Below are 16,516 nucleotides of genomic sequence, written 5' to 3'. Positions count from 1 at the left end.
TAGTCGTCCGGCGTGCGGGCGACCACACTGGGACGTCTATGGCTCGCGACGTAGACGGCTTCCCGTACGAATCCTGGCTCGCGGAGCAGCAGGCGAACGCGGCCGCCGCCGCGGCGAAGGCCAAGGCGGCCGCCGCTCCGCCCGAGCCGTCCTGGTGGGATCACGTCCAGCCCGTGATCTTCAACTGGGCCCCGATCATCTTCATGGGCCTGCTCGTGTTCTTCGTCTGGTCGCTGTCGAAGCGCATGCCGAAGACCAGGCCCCAGGAGATCAAGCCGGACTCGGCGGGCGCGATCAAGTGGGACGAGGTCGCGGGGGCGGACGAGGCCAAGGCCGAGCTGCAGGAGGTCGTGGACTTCCTCAAGGACCCGGCCCGCTTCCGCGCCGTGGGCGCGAAGGTGCCGAAGGGCATCATCCTGCACGGCCCGCCGGGCACGGGCAAGACGCTGCTGGCCAAGGCGGTCGCGAACGAGTCCGGCGCGCAGTTCTTCGCGCAGTCGGCGGCGAGCTTCGTCGAGATGTTCGCCGGCCTCGGCGCGGCGCGCATCCGGCGCCTGTTCAGCGAGGCGCGCAAGCACGCGCCCGCGATCGTCTTCATCGACGAGATCGACGCGGTCGGCGCCGCCCGCGGCTCGGACAACAACTCCGAGCGCGAGCAGACGCTCAACCAGCTGCTGGTGGAGCTCGACGGCTTCTCCGCCGCCGGCGACGTCGTCGTGATCGCCGCGTCGAACCTGCTGGAGAAGCTCGATCCCGCGCTGCTGCGACCCGGCCGCTTCGACCGCCAGGTGCTCGTCTCCCCGCCCGACGTCAAGGGCCGCCGCGCGATCCTCGGCGTGCACACGCGCAACAAGCCGCTCTCCGCCGACGTCGACTTCGACAAGATCGCCCGCCGCACCGCCGGCCTGACCGGCGCGGCGCTGGCCAACCTCTGCAACGAGGCGGCGATCGCAGCCGCCCGCGGGATGCGCAAGCAGCTCGTGCAAGCTGACTTCGACCAGGCGCTCGAGCGCGTCGTGGCCGGCATGGAGACGCCGCGCACGCTCAACGAGCACGAGCGCAGCGTGATCGCCTACCACGAGGCGGGGCACGCGCTGTGCGCCGAGCTGCTGCCGCGCACCACGCGCACGCACCGGATCTCGATCGTCGCCCGTGGCGAGGCGCTCGGCTACACCCTGCACTTCCCGGACGAGGACCGCTACCTGGACACGCGCGCGGACCTGATGGACGAGCTCGTCGTGACCCTGGGCGGCCGCGCCGCGGAGCAGATCGTGTTCGGCACGATCACCAACGGCGCCGCCAACGACCTGTTCAAGGTGGCCGAGAAGACGCGTCGGATGATCCATGAGTGGGCGATGGGGACGACGGTGAGCGCGCTTCAGCTGGCGGCCGAGGGCGGCGCCGTGTCCGACCGCACGCGCGCGCTGCGCGACGCCGAGCAGCAGCATCTCGCCGACGACGCCATGCGCCGCGCGCTCAAGCTCATCGCCGACCACCGCGAGCAACTCGACGGGCTCGCCGAGGCGCTGCTGCGCCACGAGGTCCTCGAGCGCGAGGACATCGAGGCGATCATGAGCGGCGTCGCGCCGATCACGGCGCCGCAGGCCGGGCTCACGCTCGTCGCGGCGGCGAACCAGCGCCGGTCAGACCACTAGCCGAAACGCGTTCATCGTGGCGGTCACGTAGTCGAGGCCGCCGTCGACGAACTCGCCGTCGCAGTTGAGCTCCGCGCCCGGCGGCAGCTCGACCTCGACGACCTTGCCCTCGAAGTGCGCGACCCGGCGCTGGCGCTCGATCGTCTTGGTCCGCAGCCCCCAGGCGCGCTGCACGAGCCCGAGCCGCGAGCCGGCGGGGACGATCACGACGTCGAGGTCGCCGTCGGTGGCGTCGGCCGCACCGATCCCGCTGCCGCCGCCGAACGCGCCCGTGCAGGCGACCATGATCTGCCACGCGCCGCCGGAGAACACCTCGCGGTGATCCACGTGGACGCGCGCGGTGAGCGGCGTGCCGGTCGCCGCGGCGCGAGCGGCGCCCATCCCGTAGGCGAGCGGGCCGAAGCGCGACTTCAGCGGCTGCGCGCGGCGCCCCGCGACGCTGGACAACCCCGCGGAGGCGACATTCACGAACGGCCGGCCGGTGGACAGCCGCCCGAGCTCGAGCGGGCGCAGCTCAGTGCCCTCGCGCGCGACCCGCAGCGCGGCCTGCAGGTCGAGCGGGATCCCGTTGGCGCGCGCGAAGTCGTTCGCGGTCCCGCTCGGGATGACGGCCAGCGGCACGTTCAGCTCGCCCGCCAGCACGGCCACCGACCCGATCGACCCGTCCCCGCCCGCGACGGCGACCCGCTCGGGCGCGTACTCGCGCACGCCGTCGAGCGCGTCGATGCCGAACAGCTCGGCTCCCAGCGCCGCGGCGAACGGCGCAGGATCGGTTCCGCCCCCGGAGGCGCGATTGGCCACCAGGGCGATCCGCACGACCGCCGAGGGTACACTCGCTCCCCGTGTTCGGCCGCATCGACCACATCGGGGTCGCGGTCGCCGACCTCGAGTCCGCGATCGAGCTCCACACCGAGACGTACGGCATGCCGCTCGTGCACCGCGAGACGATCGCGGAGCAGGGCGTCGAGGCCGTGCTGCTGGACGTCGGCGAAAGCCACGTGGAGCTGCTCAAGCCGCTCTCGGACGACACGCCGGTGGGGAAGTTCCTCGCCGCGCGGGGTCCTGGCCTGCACCACGTGGCCTACGCGGTCGCGGACGTGCACGCCGCGCTCGAGCGGGCGCGGGAGGCCGGGCTGCGGTTGATCGACGAGACGCCGCGGACCGGCATCCGGGGAACGCAGGTCGCGTTCCTGCACCCCAAGACGGCCGGCGGGGTCCTGACCGAGCTAGTGGAGGCACATTGAGTTCCAACGCCGCACGTCGTACTGCCCTCGGGTTCCAGGGCGGCCAGGTGCTGTCCCTGCGCCTGCCCGAGGAAGTCCTGGAGTCCCTGCGTTCCACCCTCCGCGAGGGCAAGGAGCGCTGGGTCGAAGTCGAAGCCGCCGACGGCGCCGTCCTGATCGACGTCGGTCAGGTCGTCTATCTGCGCGTTGAGTCAGACGAGCACCGAATCGGTTTCTGACGCGCCCGCGTGGCGCGTCACGTTCAATGCCGTCGACCTGGCGCTGTACCGGCGCGCGCGGTCGATGGCGCACGGGCCGGACGTCGTCTCGATGGTCCGGCGCTACTCGAGGCTCGGTGAGCACGGCGCGGTCTGGCTCGGCGCCGGGCTCGCCGGCGCGCTCGTCGACCGCTCGCGCCGCCGCCACTGGCTGCGCGCGACCGCGACGGTCGGCGCCGCCTATCTCACGTCCACGTCGATCAAGATGGCGATCGCGCGCCAGCGCCCCGCCATCGAGGATTTGCCCCACCTGATGGCCACACCCACCGGTCTCTCCTTCCCGTCGTCGCACTCGACGTCGTCGTTCGCCGCCGCCCGCGCGTACGGGGCGCTGGTCCCGGGCGCGCCGCTGCAGCTGGCGGCGGCCGCGATGGCCTTCAGCCGCCTGTATCTCGGCGTCCACTACCCGTCGGACGTCGTCGCGGGCGCGGCGCTCGGCACCGCGATCGGGAGCCTCGGACGATGATGAAGGTCGGCCTCGTGGGGATGCCCAACGCGGGCAAGTCCTCGCTGTTCAACGCGCTGTCCCAGGCGGGGGCGGAAGCCGCGAACTACCCGTTCACGACGATCGAGCCCAATGTCGCCACCGTGCCCGTCAAGGACGAGCGGATGGAGCAGGTGGCCGCGACGGTCAAGGCGTCCAACATCGTCTGGGACACGATCGAGTTCCACGACATCGCGGGCCTGGTGGCCGGTGCGTCCAAGGGCGAGGGCCTCGGCAACAAGTTCCTGGCCAACATCCGTGAGGTCGACGCGATCCTGCACGTCGTCCGCTGCCACACCGACGAGAACGTCATCCACCCGGAGGGCTCGGTGGACCCGGCGCGCGACATCGCGACGATCGAGACCGAGCTGCTGCTGGCCGACCTGGACTCCGCCGAACGCCGCCACGGGCGCGTGGTCCGCGACGCGCGCTCCGGCGACCCGGCCGCCAAGGCCGAGGAGGCCTGGCTGCGGCAGGTGATCGAGGCGCTGCAGGCGGGCCAGCCCGTGCGCACCGTCCCGGTGCCCGAGGCCGCCCCGGACGCCGGCCGAAACCTGTCGGCGCTCACCGCCAAGCCGGTCCTGTTCGTCGCCAACATCAACGAGGGCGAGGACGCGGTCCCCTCCGTCGTCGCCGATCACGCGGCCGCCACGGGCGCCGCCGCGGTCGCCGTCTCCTCCCGCATCGAGGCCGACCTGGCCGACATGGACGACGACGAGGACGCCGCGATGATGCGCGAGGAGCTCGGGATCGGCGAGTCCGGCCTGCACCGGGTCGTCAACGGCGCGTTCGGCCTGCTGCACCTGATCGCGTTCTTCACCGCGGGCGAGGGCAAGCCGGCGCAGACGTGGCACCTGCGCGAGGGCCTGAGCGCCTGGCACGCCGCCGGCCAGATCCACACCGACATCCAGAAGGGCTTCGTCCGCGCCGAGGTGATCGGCTGGGACGCGCTGGTGGACGCGGGCGGGTACGCCGGCGCGCGCGAGAAGGGTACGTTGCGCCTGGAAGGTCGCGACTACCTGATGAAGGACGGCGACGTGATCACGATCAAACACACCGGATGAGCGAATACAAGATCCTGCGGGCGTCCGAGGCGCCCGACTACACCCAGGGCAGCCCGAGCCCGTTCCTCGGCTACGCGCAGCCGCTCGGCGCCGAGCAGATCGCCGTCAACGTGCGCGTGCTGGCGCCCGGCGCGGCGCACGTCCCGCCCAACGAGGACCCGGCGCTGGGGCACAGCCACAAGACGATCGAGGAGCTCTACCTCGTCATCCAGGGCGAGGTGCGGATCAAGGTCGGCGACGACGTCCACACGCTCGGCGTGCGCGACGCGATCCTGCTGCCCCCGGACGCGCCCCGCGCGGTGCGCAACGAGACCGAGGAGGAGGCCGCGATGGTGATGATCTCGGTCCCCGTCGCCGACGCGCTGGCCGAGTCCAACCTGCACCGGGGCTTCTGGCCTACTGGCTGAAAGCGATCGGCAGCGCGCAGAAGCCGGCGCCGGACGCGTGGTTCGAGCAGTGGCCGCGGGTGCTGCGCCGCACGGGCTTCCCGCGCCGCCCGCGGATGGTCGAGGGCGACCGGCTCATCTACTACGCGAGCGTATGGCGCGCGGTGTTCGCGGTCGTCGAAGTGGTCGAGGAGCCACAGCTGACGGGCGTGCCCGGAACGGACCGCTGGCCGTGGTCGGTGGCCGTCGAGCCGCTGGTCGCGATCCCGCTGCTGGACCGCGCGCCGCCGGTCGAGGCGATCGGCGTTCCCGCCCGCTCGATGAGCCAGCAGTCGCACATCACCCTGACGGCAGAACAATTCCACCGCGCCGTGGAGGTGATCGCTAGTGTCGCGGCGTGAACCGGCGCTTCCTGCTGCCCGGCCCCGATGTCGGGCGCCTGTTGCTGGACCGCCTGATCGCGGAAGGGGTCCGTTACGGGCGCGACTTCGCGCTCGTCCGGATCAGCGTGCCGATGGGCGCTGCCGACGCCGTCGCCCCGCTGCTGTCGGCGTGCCTGCGTGACGCGGACGTGATCGTCCGCTGGGAGGCGGACGAGCTGCTGGCGCTCTTGCCCGCCACGGACCGTCCGGGCGCCGAGCGCGCCGCCCAGCGCCTGCGCGAGTGCGTCGATCTGGAGCTCGGCGTCGGCGCCGCCCACTGGGTCGGGGACACCGCGCACGACCTGCTCGCGCGCGCCGAACCGCGCCCCGCCTAGGCTGGACGCATGCTCGACGACGACGTACGCGCGCTGCTGGACGGCGCCAACATCGCGCACCTCGCCACGCTGATGGCTGACGGGAGCCCGCACTCGGCGCCGCTGTGGGTCGGCGTCGAGGGTGAGCAGCTCGCGATCTTCACGGGTCCGCGGACGGTCAAGGCGCGCAACCTGGATCGTGATCCGCGCGTCGCCCTCTCGATCACCGACGCCGAGCAGCCGCTGCGGGGCGCGCTGATTCGCGGCCGCGTCCACGACCGGCTCGAGGGCGATCAGGTGTGGCCGATCATCGACCGCATGTCGCAGACCTACCAGGGCACGCCGTATCCGCGCGAGGAGGAGTTCGTCGTCTACCTGATCACGCCCGAGCGCGTGAAGTACCAGGCCTATTAGTCGCCTCGCCCAGAGGGCGAGGCTTCGGCGAGTTCGCCGCCGCCGCGGCCGGGCTCGCGGCGGGGTCGCGAACTCGCTACGCGGCTTCGGCGAGCCGCTTGGCGAGCCGGTTCATGCCCAGCTTCTCGGCGGCCGCGGACCCGCCCGCCCAGTCGGTGGCGCGGTCCTCCGGCCGCTCCAGGGCCACGGTGCGGAGCGTCGCGATGTCCCGGAACATGCGCAGCTCGGCCGCCTGCTCGACGAGCGCGCGCCGCACGGACGGCTTCTCGCGGATCGCGCCGAGGATCGCGTGCTCGAGGTCGCCCTTGCGCTGGAGGATGTCGGCGGCCGTCTTGGCGCCGATGCCCTTCGCCCCGGGCAGCCCGTCCGACGGGTCGCCGCGCAGCGCGATGAAGTCCGGCACCTGCGACGGGTCGATCCCGTAGATCTCCTTCACCTGCTCGGGGCCCACCTCGTCGGGCCCCTGCTGGCGCGCCCTCTGCAGCAGGATCGTGACGCTCTCGCTCGCGCACTGGAACATGTCGCGATCCGCGGTCAGGATCATCGCCTTGCCGCCCGCCTCGGCCTCCAGCGCCGCGAACGAGCCCATCAGGTCGTCCGCCTCCAGCGACTCGTGGCCGAGCACCGTCCAGCCCAGCGCCTCGTACAGCGCCGGCGCGCGCTCCCACTGCCACGCCAGGTCGTCCGGCATCTCGGGCCGCGCCGCGTGGTAGTCCGGGTAGGCCTCCACGCGGTAGTCCGCGGACTCCTGCCCGAAGCACATCACCACAGCGCGCGGCTGGTACTTCTCGATGCACCACAGGGTCATGTTCACCGACCCCACGAGCGCGTTCACAGGGCGGTCGTCCGCGCCCTTGATCGAGTCGGGCAGGGCGAAGAAGCCGCGGTAGAGCAGACCGGGCGTGTCGCACAACAGGAGCGGGGCGGTCACAGCGGGGATATCTTGCCTCGCCATGCGGACGATCACCGGACTCGATGAGCTCAAGGCCGCGGAGGGCGAGGTCCTCGGCACCTCCGACTGGCACGAGGTGACCCAGAAGGACGTGGACACGTTCGCGGACGTGACCGGCGACCACCAGTGGATCCACGTCGACGTCGAGCGCGCGAAGGAGACGCCGTTCGGCGGCACGATCGCGCACGGCTACCTCACGCTGAGCCTCGGCCCGAACCTCAACAACCAGGTGTTCACGCTCGAGGGCTTCGCGTTCGCGCTCAACTACGGCCTCAACAAGGTGCGCTTCCCCGCGCCCGTCCCGATCCCGAGCAAGGTGCGCGCGAGCCCGAAGCTCAAGGAGATCACCGACGTCCCGGGCGGCGCCCAGTGCGTCTTCGAGGTCACCTTCGAGCGCGAGGGCGGCGACAAGCCCGTCTGCGTCGCCGAGACCGTCGTGCGGGTCTACACGGGCTAGGGCGTCACCCGCACGGTCACGGTCCGCCGGGTGGTCCCGACCGTCAGCACGAGCGGGAGGCGCTTGGCCTTGCGTCCGCGCAGCGCCTTCTTGCCGGCGGGGGTAAGCGCCAGCCGCACTGGCGTCGCGCCACGGGCCTTCACCTTGATCGTGGCCCGCGCGTACACGGTCCCCGACGACAGCGAGCGCCGGAGCTCCATCCGCACGGTGGATCCGGCGAGCGCCGGCTGCGCCGAAAGGCTCCAGCGGAGCGAGCCCTGCCGGACCTTGAGCGCCGGGACGCGCAGCGCGTTCAGCCCAGCCGCGACCGGGTCCGGGCCAGCGACGGGGGTCTTGGGCGGTCCGGGAGCCACCGGGCTTGCGGGCGTGACCGGGTCGGGCGCCGGCGTCGCCGCCGCATCGGGCGACGGTGTCTCGTCGACGACTTTGCCCTCGTCGTCGTCACTGATCCGCACGAAGGTCGTCGCCGAGCCACCCAGCACCCGCACCTGATCCGTCGAGTGGGCGGTGATCTCCAGTGATTCCGGGCGTTCCGCGACGGTGTCCGCGGTGATGCGCAGTGCGGCGGTGACGCTCGTCTGGCCCGCCGGGACGGTCACCAGGGTGTCGAGGGGCTGGAAGTCGGAGCCGGCGCTCGCGGAGGAGGAGGCGGCGACCACGCGGAAGGCCACAACGGTCGGCCACGCCTTGGCCAGCGTGAAGCGCAGCGGCAGTTCCTTGACTGCGTCGCCCTCCGTGATCTCGACGAGCTCGTCGTCATCACCGGGGAAGCGCTTGAGGACGGCCCGCGCTGGAGGCACGGTCCCGCCGCCGAGCACCCGTCGAAGCCGGATGTCGCCGTCCGCGGCGTCGGCGACCGCAAGGTCCCCGCCCGGAAGGGCCGCGAGCGCGCGATCGTCACCTTCGAGGGTCAGCCTCGCCGCGCCATAGAGCGCGTCGAGCGAGCCGTCCGGGTTCAGCCGCCGCACCGTGTCACCGCTCTCGGCCAGGATGCGGCCCTCGGGATCGACCGCAAACGCCGGGAGCTCCCGCAGGTCGCTCACGAAGCTCCAGTCCACGGCGCCGTCGGCCGTCAGCACCACCGGCCGCGGGTTGGTCGCCACCAGCACCCGCCCTCCGGGCAGCGCCACGGCGCGTGCGCCAGGCTTGAACGGAACGCCGGCGTCCCAGAGCAACTCGCCCGCGATCCCGTCGCCGGCGTAGCCGTCGTCCAGCGTGCCGTCCGCGAGAAGCCGGACGCTGATGAGTCGGCCCGCGGCGCCGCCGACGATCACGATGCGCCCGTCCGCCTGGATGAGCATGTCGCCCACCATCGCGCCGGTGCCCACCGTCACCAGCCGCGTGCCGAACCCATTGTCGGGCTCGCCGTTCACGTCGAAACGCCGTGCCCAGAGCTGGTCGCCGGCCGTACCGGTGACGACCGCCTTACCGTCCGCTTGCACGGCCACGGCCTGCGGGTCGGGAAGCGGCGCGGTGCTCGCGACGCGGGCGCCGTCGGCGCTGTAGAACACGATCCTGCCGCCGGTGACCACCGCGGTGCGGCCATCGCCGCCTGCCGACGCGGCGAGGACGGACCAACCGTTCGGCACGGCCCTGTCGGACGACGTGCCGATCGGCGTCCCCGCCGGGGTCAGACGGCCGGACGCGAGCCAACCGTCGTACGGGTCCCAACCCCAGCCGTAGACATTGAGCCGGCCGGCTCCCGCCCACAGCCAGCGGGCGCCGAGCCGGACCCCGGGCAGCTGCGGGTCGGCACGGTGCACGGCGTCGGAGCGCGCTCCGTCGGCGGCGAACGTCGCGGCGGCGTACCCGAGCCCTTCGCGATGGGAAGCGACGATACGCGTGGCGCCGCCTGCCAGCGGGCGCATCGCGACGTGCTCGGCGGCGGCGAAGCCGGCAACCTCGGAGACGAACGCGCCGTCGGCGGCACCTCCGGGCGTGAGCCGCGCCAGCGTGGGCCCCCTCGAACCCGGCGTCCGGCCGCCGCCGGCAACCAGGACCCGGCCGTCGCCGAGCACCGCCAGAGCGCTCGCCATGGTCCCTGGGGGGAACGCGACGCCGTCGTCCGAGAAGGTGGGGTCGAGCGCGCCGGCGGGCGTGAGCTTGACGACCACCGAGCCGTCGATCTCTTCACCTCGGCCCGCCCGCCCGCCGACGAGGACGCTCCCGTTCGCACCGACGACCAGTGCTTCGAGATCCATGACGTCGAAGGTGTTCGGCGGATGCACGAACGTCCCGTCGGTGCCGAAGGCGTCGTCTCGCGCGCCCGTCGCGAGGAACCGCGCGACGCCGAAGTTGCTGTCGCCTGCGTTGCCGGCCATGAGCACCCTGCCGTCGGGCGCCTCAGCAATCGCGGCAATCCCGGCGCTCAGCGCCGCCGGCCGCGCGAAGGCTTTCCCGCCACTGCCGAACGACGGATCGGGCGCGCCGGCCGGCGTCAATCGAAGCGCTGTCCAGCGCCGGTCATCGGTCCCGCCAACGAGGATCCGCCCGTCGGCCTGCAACGCGACGGCGTCGGCCGACGGGCACGCGGAGCGTGGGGCGGGGAGGGTCCAGACGCCGTCGCCGTCGAACGTGCTGTCGGGTGCGCCGCTCGCTGTGAGCCGGACGACCGCACTGACGCATTCTCCGCTCGCCGCGACCAGGATGCGTCCGTCGGGGGCGATCGCGATGCCGCGACCCGTGTCCCTGGGCGTCCCGAGGGTGAGGGTGGTGAGGCCGTCGTCCGAGAACGAGGCATCGAGCTCGCCGCTGGTGGTGTAGCGAGCGACGACGACGTCGCCGCGTCCGCTCTGCCCGGTGACGACCACCCGGCCGTCGTCGTGGACCGCGACCGCGCCGGAGCGGCCTGGGTGCCCCTCCCAGGAGCGCAGCAGCGCGGTTCCGTCGACGCCGAACGTCCGGTCCAGATCGCCGGGCGCCGCCGCGGCCGCGCTCGACGTCATCGCGGCCAGCGCTGCGGCCGCTGTGGCAATCCATCGCACCGGGGCACCATCCTCCATTGACGGTGCCTACCTAAGTGATCCGCGAACCCCATGTCAAGGGCTCACGCAGTGCTCAGCGGATGTTGACTGCAGGACCGTTCGCGCCGTCCACGACGGCGCGGTAGGTCCCCGGCGTGACGGCCGCCCAGCGGTACTTGCCGCGCCGCACCTTCGTCGAGCCGACGGTGACCCAGCGCCCGTCACGGAGCGCCTGGACCTTCACGTTCCGCGACTCGCTGATCACGGACCCGCGCAGCACGCCGATCGGCCGGATGAACGCGCCGAAGCCGGGCGGCGCGGCCGTGCCGCCCGCCTCGTCCTCGGTCGGCTCGTCCTCGGAGCCGCTGATCGACGTGAAGTACGCCCACGAGTCGAACAGGCCGAGCCGCGCCCGCAGCGTCGCGCCGTCGGTCACCGAGACGCCGCGCGAGCCCACGACCTCGGCGGAGACGATCCGCGGCGACTCCCCGCGCTTGGTCACGCGGATGCCCTTGAACGAGCCCTTCACGAGCCCGCCGAGCTTCTTCTTCGCGCTCGCCATCGACGGCCGCGTCGTCCAGCGGTGACGCGGTGAGACGTTGTCGAACTCGTCCTCGACCGACTTCAGCCACGGCTTGGGCTCGTTGCCCAGCGATGTGTTCTCGACCGACTCCGTGCGACCGCCCGAGGTGGAGAAGAAGTAGGTGACGACGGGCTGGCCCTGATAGGTGACGATCTGCCCGCGGGTGTCGGCGACGGCCGCGTTGGTCGACGGCTGCTCGATCCCGACGCCCTTGTAGACCTGCGAGCGCGTGTCCGCGTAGTGGTCGAAGTCCTCGCTCTTGGCGGTGGTGATGGCGTACGTGCGCGCCGCGATGGCCTGCGCGCGCAGCGCCTCGGCGGGCCAGGAGGCCGGCGACTCCGCGGGCACGACGCCCTGCAGGTAGTCATCGAGCGCCACCACGTTGGTCACCGTCATGCCGCTGAAGTTGCCGGGCTTGAACTCCATCACGCCCCGGTAGGAGCCGTGGCCGCCGAGCGTCGTCACGCCACCCTCGCCCGCGATCTGCAGCGGCGCGGTGAACGTCGCGAACCGCCGCCCTCCCGACAGCAGCTCGACCTGCGAGAGCCCGCGCCGCCGGACGACGTAGGTCTTCGTCGGATCGAGCCTGCGCGAGCCGGCCTGGCGCGCGCCCGAGATGCGCGCGGACGACGTCGAGGGGACGAGCAGCACGCGGACCTTCTGGGTGGGATCCGTGGTGCCGAGCGAGGTGCCGGTGTAGTAGTGGCCGAGGATGCGGGCGGCGTCCCAGCCGTTCTGGGCGTAGCCGAGCGCGCCGTACTGGCTCATCCCGACGCCGTGGCCGAAGCCGGCGCCCTTGATCGTGAACGTGGTCTGCGCGGCGGCGGGGGCGGAGAGCACCAACGACGCGGCCAGCGTGGCGAGAAGGAATCTGGGCATAGAGTTCGACGGGCGCATCTAAGTTAGCCCGACACACCCCGTGGATAGGAGTTGCGCAACCGTGAGTTCACGCAAGGCATCGGACCTGTTCGTGGAGTGCCTGGAGGCGGAGGGCGTCGAGTACGTCTTCGGCATCCCCGGCGAGGAGACATTGGACCTGAATGAGTCCTTGCACGACTCCTCCATCAAGTTCGTGCCCGTGCGGCACGAGCAGGGCGGCGCCTACATGGCCGACATGTACGGGCGCCTCACCCAGCGCGCCGGCGTCTGCCTCGGCACGCTCGGCCCCGGCGCGACCAACCTGACCACCGCGATCGCGGACGCGTTCCTGGACCGCTCCCCGCTCGTGGCGCTGACGGGCCAGGCGGACCTCCAGCGCATGCACAAGGAGTCCCACCAGCACATCGACATCGTCTCGATGTTCAAGCCGATCACCAAGTGGAACACGCGCCTGAACGCGCCGGAGGTGATCCCGGAGGTCGTCCGCAAGGCGTTCAAGGTCGCGCAGGAGGCCAAGCCCGGCGCGACCCACATCGAGCTGCCCGAGGACGTGATGGCCGGCGAAGTGGACGCCGTCCCGCTGCCCAGCGGTGGCCGCGACCGGCGTCTGGAACCGAGCGCCGGGGACGTGCTCGCCGCCGCCGAGCTCATCCGCAACGCCGCCAACCCGATCGCGCTGGCCGGCAACGGCGTGGCGCGCGCGGGCGCCGCCAACGCCCTGCGCGAGTTCGCGCGCGCCACCGGGATCGGCGTCGCAGAGACGTTCATGGGCAAGGGCGCGCTCGACTACGAGGACTCAGGCGCGCGCGGGACCGTCGGGCTGCAGTCACGCGACTACGCGCTCGCGGGCTTCGAGGACGCCGACGTCGTGATCACGATCGGCTACGACCTCGTCGAGCACGCGCCGAGCAACTGGAACCCCAAGCGCGACAAGCAGATCGTCTGCATCGACAGCGTCCCGTCCGAGGTCGACGAGCACTTCATCACCCAGATCGACCTCGTCGGCGACCTCTACCACATCCTCTCGCGGCTGACCGAGGAGCTGCGGCACGAGCCGCGCACCACGCGGACCTCACGCCTGGACGACATCGTCCTCGGCCGCTTCGAGGCCGCCAAGCACGACGACGCGTTCCCGATGCAGCCGCCGCGCGCGCTGTGGGAGATCCGCCAGGCGCTCGGCCGCCACGACATGCTGATCTCCGACGTCGGCCTGCACAAGCTGTGGATCGCGCGCATGTTCCCCGCGCACGAGCCCAACACGGTGCTGATCGCGAACGGCCTGGCCGGCATGGGGATCGCGCTGCCGACGGCGATCGCGGCCAAGCTCGTGCACCCGGGCCGCAACGTCGTGACGGTCAACGGCGACGGCGGCTTCCTGATGAACGTGCAGGAGCTCGAGACCGCCGTGCGGCTCAAGACCCCGATCGTGAACATCATCTGGGAGAACGCCCAGTTCGGCTCGATCGTGTGGAAGCAGGACAAGAAGTTCGGCCGCCACTTCGGGACCGACTTCACCAACCCGGATTTCGTCAAGCTGGCGGACGCCTTCGGCATGCCGGCCTGGCGCTGCGAGTCCGTCGAGGACTTCGGCTCACGCCTGCGGCACGCGCTGTCGCTCGAGCTCCCGAGCCTGATCGTGGTCCCGATCGACTACTCGCTCGACGTGTCCATCTCGGAGGAGCTCGGAACGGAGACGGTGGCGGCATGAGCGCAACGCGTGAGAAGACCGCGGTCGACGCGGTGCCGACGGGCCTGTTCATCGGCGGCGAATGGCGGGACGCGTCGGGCGGTGCGACGCTCGACGTCGAGGACCCGTCGACCGGCTCTAGCATCGCCGCGGTCGCCGACGCGACGCCCGATGACGCGAAGGCCGCGCTGGACGCCTGCTGCGCCGTGCAGGAGGAGTGGGCCGCGCACCCGCCGCGCGAGCGGGGTGAGATCCTGCGCCGCGCGTTCGAGGCGATGACCGCGAACGCCGATGACCTCGCGCTCGTGATGACGCTGGAGATGGGCAAGCCAGTCGCCGAGTCCAAGGCCGAGATCACGTACGCGGCGGAGTTCCTGCGCTGGTTCTCCGAGGAGGCGGTGCGGATCGAGGGCCGCTACGCGACCGCGCCCAACGGCGCCGGGCGGCTGATCACGATGAAGCAGCCCGTCGGCCCGTGCTACGCGATCACGCCGTGGAACTTCCCGGCCGCGATGGGCACGCGCAAGATCGGCCCGGCGATCGCCGCGGGCTGCACGATGGTGATCAAGCCCGCGCAGCAGACGCCGCTGAGCATGCTGGCGCTGGCGAAGATCTTCGAGGAGGCCGGGCTCCCGAAGGGGGTGCTGAACGTCGTCACGTCGAGCAAGTCCTCGGACGTTTCCAAGCCGATCATCGGTGATCCGCGTCTGCGCAAGCTCACCTTCACGGGCTCGACGGAGGTCGGCCGCATGCTGGTGGAGCAGTCGGCGCAGGGCCTGCTGCGCACGTCGATGGAGCTCGGCGGCAACGCGCCGTTCCTGGTGTTCGAGGACGCGGACCTCGACGCCGCCGTCGAGGGCGCCGTGATCGCCAAGATGCGCAACATCGGCGAGGCCTGCACGGCCGCGAACCGCTTCCACGTGGCGGCGCCGGTGGCGGACGAGTTCGCGCACAAGCTGGCCGACAAGCTGGGCGAGATGAAGGTCGGGCGCGGGACCGAGGAGGACGTCAAGGTCGGCCCGCTGATCGACGCCGACCAGCGCGACAAGGTCGCCGAGCTCGTGAGCGACGCCACCGGCCGGGGGGCGAAGGCCCTGGTGGGCGGCGGCCCGCGCGAGGGCGCCGGCTACTTCTTCGACCCGACCGTGCTCAGCGACGTGGCGCCCGACTCGCGCCTGCTCAAGGAAGAGATCTTCGGGCCGGTCGCGCCCGTAATCGGGTTCGACAGCGAAGACGACGCCATCACGGCGGCGAACGACACGGAGTACGGGCTCGTGGCCTACGTGTACACCCAGGACCTCAAGCGCGCGTTCCGCGTGTGCGAGCGGCTGCAGACCGGCATGGTCGGCCTCAACCAGGGCATGGTCTCCAATGCGAGCGCGCCGTTCGGCGGCGTCAAGGCGTCCGGCTTCGGCCGTGAGGGCGGGCCCGAGGGCATCAACGAGTACCTCGAGGTCAAGTACGTGGCCATGAGCCTGTGAGCGATCCGCTCACACAGTTCAAGGAGTGGTACGAGCACGCCGTGGCCGCGGGCGTCACCGAGCCCGAGGCCATGGCGCTCGCGACCGCGAACGCGGACGGCGTCCCGTCCGTGCGCTTCGTCCTGCTCAAGGGCATCGACGAGCGCGGCGTCGAGTTCTTCACCAACTACGAGTCCCGCAAGGGCCGCGAGCTGTCCGCGAACCCGCGCGCGGCGCTCGCGGTGCTGTGGAAGCCCCTGCAGCGCCAGGTACGTCTGGAAGGCCCGGTCGAGCGGCTGAGCGAGGAGGAGTCCGACGCGTACTTCGCCACCCGCTCACGCGGCTCGCAGCTCGGCGCCTGGGCGTCCCGGCAGAGCGAGGCGATCCCGGACCGCGAGTGGCTCGAGACGCGCCTCGCCGAGCTCGATACCTCCTATCCGGAGACCGTGCCGCGCCCGCCGCACTGGGGCGGCTTCCTGCTGCGCCCCGGGGCGATCGAGTTCTGGGAGGGCCGGCCGAACCGGCTGCACGACCGCGAGGCGTTCACGCGCGGCGCCGACGGCGCCTGGCACTCACGCCGGCTCTCGCCCTAACAGGTACCGCGCGCGGGTCACGAAGGCGTCGGACTGCGCGTGCGGGCCGCTGTAGAGGCCGCGGTCCTCGGACACGTGCAGCACGCGCCAGCCGTCGGCCGCGAAGCGGTTGAGCGCCTCGGCCACCTCGGCCGCGGGAAAGCCCTGGGTCCAGCGGTGGGCGCGGATCTCGACGTCGGTGCGCTCCGTGCCGTCGACGAGCTCGGCGGCCCAGCCCGTCACCGTCTGCGGCTGCAGGCCCGAGGCCGCGCGCCACGCGTCGTACTCGAGGCGGACGGGCGAGCCGCCCGGCGGCGGGTTCTCGGCCGTGAAGCGGCGCCGGATCTTCTCCTCCGGCGTCCCGCCCAGCGCGCGCTCGTCGACGTGGCCGTCGGGGAACGTGATCCGCGTGATCTTCACCGGCTCGGTCGAGAAGCCGCGAGTGCCCTCGACCTCGTCGATCGTGGTCGCGGCCCGGAAGGCTTCCAAGCGCGCGTCCCACTCGGCCTGGTCCTCGGGCGCGGCCTCCGGCGGCGTCGCGTGGTTGGCCTCCCACCACGCCTTGATGCGGGCCTCGCCCTCGCCGATCGGCGCCTCGACGGTGGACCCGTCCGGGAGCTCGACCCACTCCCGCGGGACGCGCTCGATCAGGAAGAACCCGTAGCGCACAGGAGCAGGAAGGCCTCGCGGCGGCGGCGTTCGGCCTCGGCTTGAGCGGCGAGC

Annotated in this window: 18 protein-coding genes; 13 read left to right on the top strand and 5 right to left on the bottom strand. The window is 72.1% G+C overall.

Annotated elements, in window-relative coordinates; translation table 11 throughout:
• The first annotated feature begins 38 nt into the window (after positions 1–38).
• A complete protein-coding gene (locus OJ962_RS00720) occupies positions 39–1,655 on the top strand; it encodes an ATP-dependent metallopeptidase FtsH/Yme1/Tma family protein (RefSeq protein ID WP_202954710.1) in 1,617 nt (538 codons plus the stop codon).
• Here OJ962_RS00720 and OJ962_RS00715 read toward each other — a convergent pair.
• Positions 1,644–2,471 (bottom strand): diacylglycerol/lipid kinase family protein, encoded by an 828-nt coding sequence (locus OJ962_RS00715; RefSeq protein ID WP_202954711.1) that lies wholly within the window; start codon positions 2,469–2,471, stop codon positions 1,644–1,646. The genes OJ962_RS00720 and OJ962_RS00715 overlap by 12 nt on opposite strands.
• A gap of 26 nt (positions 2,472–2,497) precedes the next feature.
• Between OJ962_RS00715 and mce the strand changes: the two genes are divergently transcribed.
• The 8 genes from mce to OJ962_RS00675 are packed head-to-tail and all read left to right on the top strand — an operon-like array spanning position 2,498 to position 6,240.
• Positions 2,498–2,899, top strand: coding sequence for a methylmalonyl-CoA epimerase (gene mce / locus OJ962_RS00710; RefSeq protein ID WP_202954712.1), 402 nt, complete (start codon positions 2,498–2,500; stop codon positions 2,897–2,899).
• Entirely contained in the window at positions 2,896–3,117 is a 222-nt protein-coding gene (locus tag OJ962_RS00705; protein WP_202954713.1) for a hypothetical protein, read from the top strand. Before mce ends, OJ962_RS00705 begins: the two co-directional genes overlap by 4 nt.
• The gene (locus OJ962_RS00700) at positions 3,086–3,622 is read left to right on the top strand and encodes a phosphatase PAP2 family protein (protein WP_202954714.1); all 537 of its coding nucleotides are present in this window, start codon (positions 3,086–3,088) and stop codon (positions 3,620–3,622) included. The genes OJ962_RS00705 and OJ962_RS00700 overlap by 32 nt, the downstream gene beginning before the upstream one ends.
• The gene (gene ychF / locus OJ962_RS00695; protein ID WP_202955209.1) at positions 3,622–4,704 is read left to right on the top strand and encodes a redox-regulated ATPase YchF; all 1,083 of its coding nucleotides are present in this window, start codon (positions 3,622–3,624) and stop codon (positions 4,702–4,704) included. The genes OJ962_RS00700 and ychF overlap by 1 nt, the downstream gene beginning before the upstream one ends.
• Positions 4,701–5,111, top strand: a complete 411-nt coding sequence (locus OJ962_RS00690; protein WP_202954715.1) for a cupin domain-containing protein — start codon at positions 4,701–4,703, stop codon at positions 5,109–5,111. The genes ychF and OJ962_RS00690 overlap by 4 nt, the downstream gene beginning before the upstream one ends.
• A 59-nt stretch (positions 5,112–5,170) precedes the next feature.
• Positions 5,171–5,491: a hypothetical protein gene (locus OJ962_RS00685; RefSeq protein WP_202954716.1), complete on the top strand. Its 321-nt coding sequence runs from the start codon at positions 5,171–5,173 to the stop codon at positions 5,489–5,491.
• Positions 5,488–5,847, top strand: coding sequence for a diguanylate cyclase domain-containing protein (locus tag OJ962_RS00680; RefSeq protein WP_202954717.1), 360 nt, complete (start codon positions 5,488–5,490; stop codon positions 5,845–5,847). The genes OJ962_RS00685 and OJ962_RS00680 overlap by 4 nt, the downstream gene beginning before the upstream one ends.
• Positions 5,848–5,856: 9 nt before the next feature.
• Positions 5,857–6,240 (top strand): PPOX class F420-dependent oxidoreductase, encoded by a 384-nt coding sequence (locus tag OJ962_RS00675; RefSeq protein ID WP_202954718.1) that lies wholly within the window; start codon positions 5,857–5,859, stop codon positions 6,238–6,240.
• Between the two features lie 76 nt (positions 6,241–6,316).
• Here OJ962_RS00675 and OJ962_RS00670 read toward each other — a convergent pair whose 3' ends face one another.
• Complete coding sequence (locus tag OJ962_RS00670) at positions 6,317–7,171, bottom strand: 5'-3' exonuclease (protein WP_202954719.1); 855 nt, start codon at positions 7,169–7,171, stop codon at positions 6,317–6,319.
• 22 nt (positions 7,172–7,193) lie between these two features.
• Between OJ962_RS00670 and OJ962_RS00665 the strand changes: the two genes are divergently transcribed.
• Positions 7,194–7,649 (top strand): MaoC family dehydratase, encoded by a 456-nt coding sequence (locus tag OJ962_RS00665; protein ID WP_202954720.1) that lies wholly within the window; start codon positions 7,194–7,196, stop codon positions 7,647–7,649.
• Here OJ962_RS00665 and OJ962_RS00660 read toward each other — a convergent pair.
• Both OJ962_RS00660 and OJ962_RS00655 read right to left on the bottom strand, forming a co-directional pair.
• The gene (locus OJ962_RS00660) at positions 7,646–10,633 is read right to left on the bottom strand and encodes a hypothetical protein (protein ID WP_202954721.1); all 2,988 of its coding nucleotides are present in this window, start codon (positions 10,631–10,633) and stop codon (positions 7,646–7,648) included. The two genes, OJ962_RS00665 and OJ962_RS00660, sit on opposite strands and share 4 nt — an antisense overlap.
• A gap of 73 nt (positions 10,634–10,706) precedes the next feature.
• Complete coding sequence (locus OJ962_RS00655; RefSeq protein ID WP_202954722.1) at positions 10,707–12,074, bottom strand: SpoIID/LytB domain-containing protein; 1,368 nt, start codon at positions 12,072–12,074, stop codon at positions 10,707–10,709.
• Between the two features lie 61 nt (positions 12,075–12,135).
• Between OJ962_RS00655 and OJ962_RS00650 the strand changes: the two genes are divergently transcribed.
• Genes OJ962_RS00650 through pdxH form a run of 3 tightly spaced genes read left to right on the top strand, consistent with a single transcriptional unit; the run spans position 12,136 to position 15,814 of the window.
• Positions 12,136–13,782: an acetolactate synthase large subunit gene (locus OJ962_RS00650; RefSeq protein WP_202954723.1), complete on the top strand. Its 1,647-nt coding sequence runs from the start codon at positions 12,136–12,138 to the stop codon at positions 13,780–13,782.
• On the top strand, positions 13,779–15,242 hold the full coding sequence (locus OJ962_RS00645) for an NAD-dependent succinate-semialdehyde dehydrogenase (protein WP_202954724.1): 1,464 nt from the start codon (positions 13,779–13,781) through the stop codon (positions 15,240–15,242). Before OJ962_RS00650 ends, OJ962_RS00645 begins: the two co-directional genes overlap by 4 nt.
• Positions 15,239–15,814: a pyridoxamine 5'-phosphate oxidase gene (gene pdxH, locus OJ962_RS00640; protein WP_202954725.1), complete on the top strand. Its 576-nt coding sequence runs from the start codon at positions 15,239–15,241 to the stop codon at positions 15,812–15,814. Before OJ962_RS00645 ends, pdxH begins: the two co-directional genes overlap by 4 nt.
• Here the strand turns inward: pdxH and OJ962_RS00635 are convergent.
• Positions 15,794–16,462, bottom strand: coding sequence for a hypothetical protein (locus OJ962_RS00635; protein WP_202954726.1), 669 nt, complete (start codon positions 16,460–16,462; stop codon positions 15,794–15,796). The two genes, pdxH and OJ962_RS00635, sit on opposite strands and share 21 nt — an antisense overlap.
• Between the last annotated feature and the right edge of the window lie 54 nt (positions 16,463–16,516).

This window comes from Solirubrobacter deserti, assembly GCF_027587175.1.
GTDB classification, from domain to species: domain Bacteria; phylum Actinomycetota; class Thermoleophilia; order Solirubrobacterales; family Solirubrobacteraceae; genus Solirubrobacter; species Solirubrobacter deserti.
The sequence above is the reverse complement of the archived record's forward strand: the minus strand, read 5'-3'. Positions and strand labels throughout refer to the sequence as shown.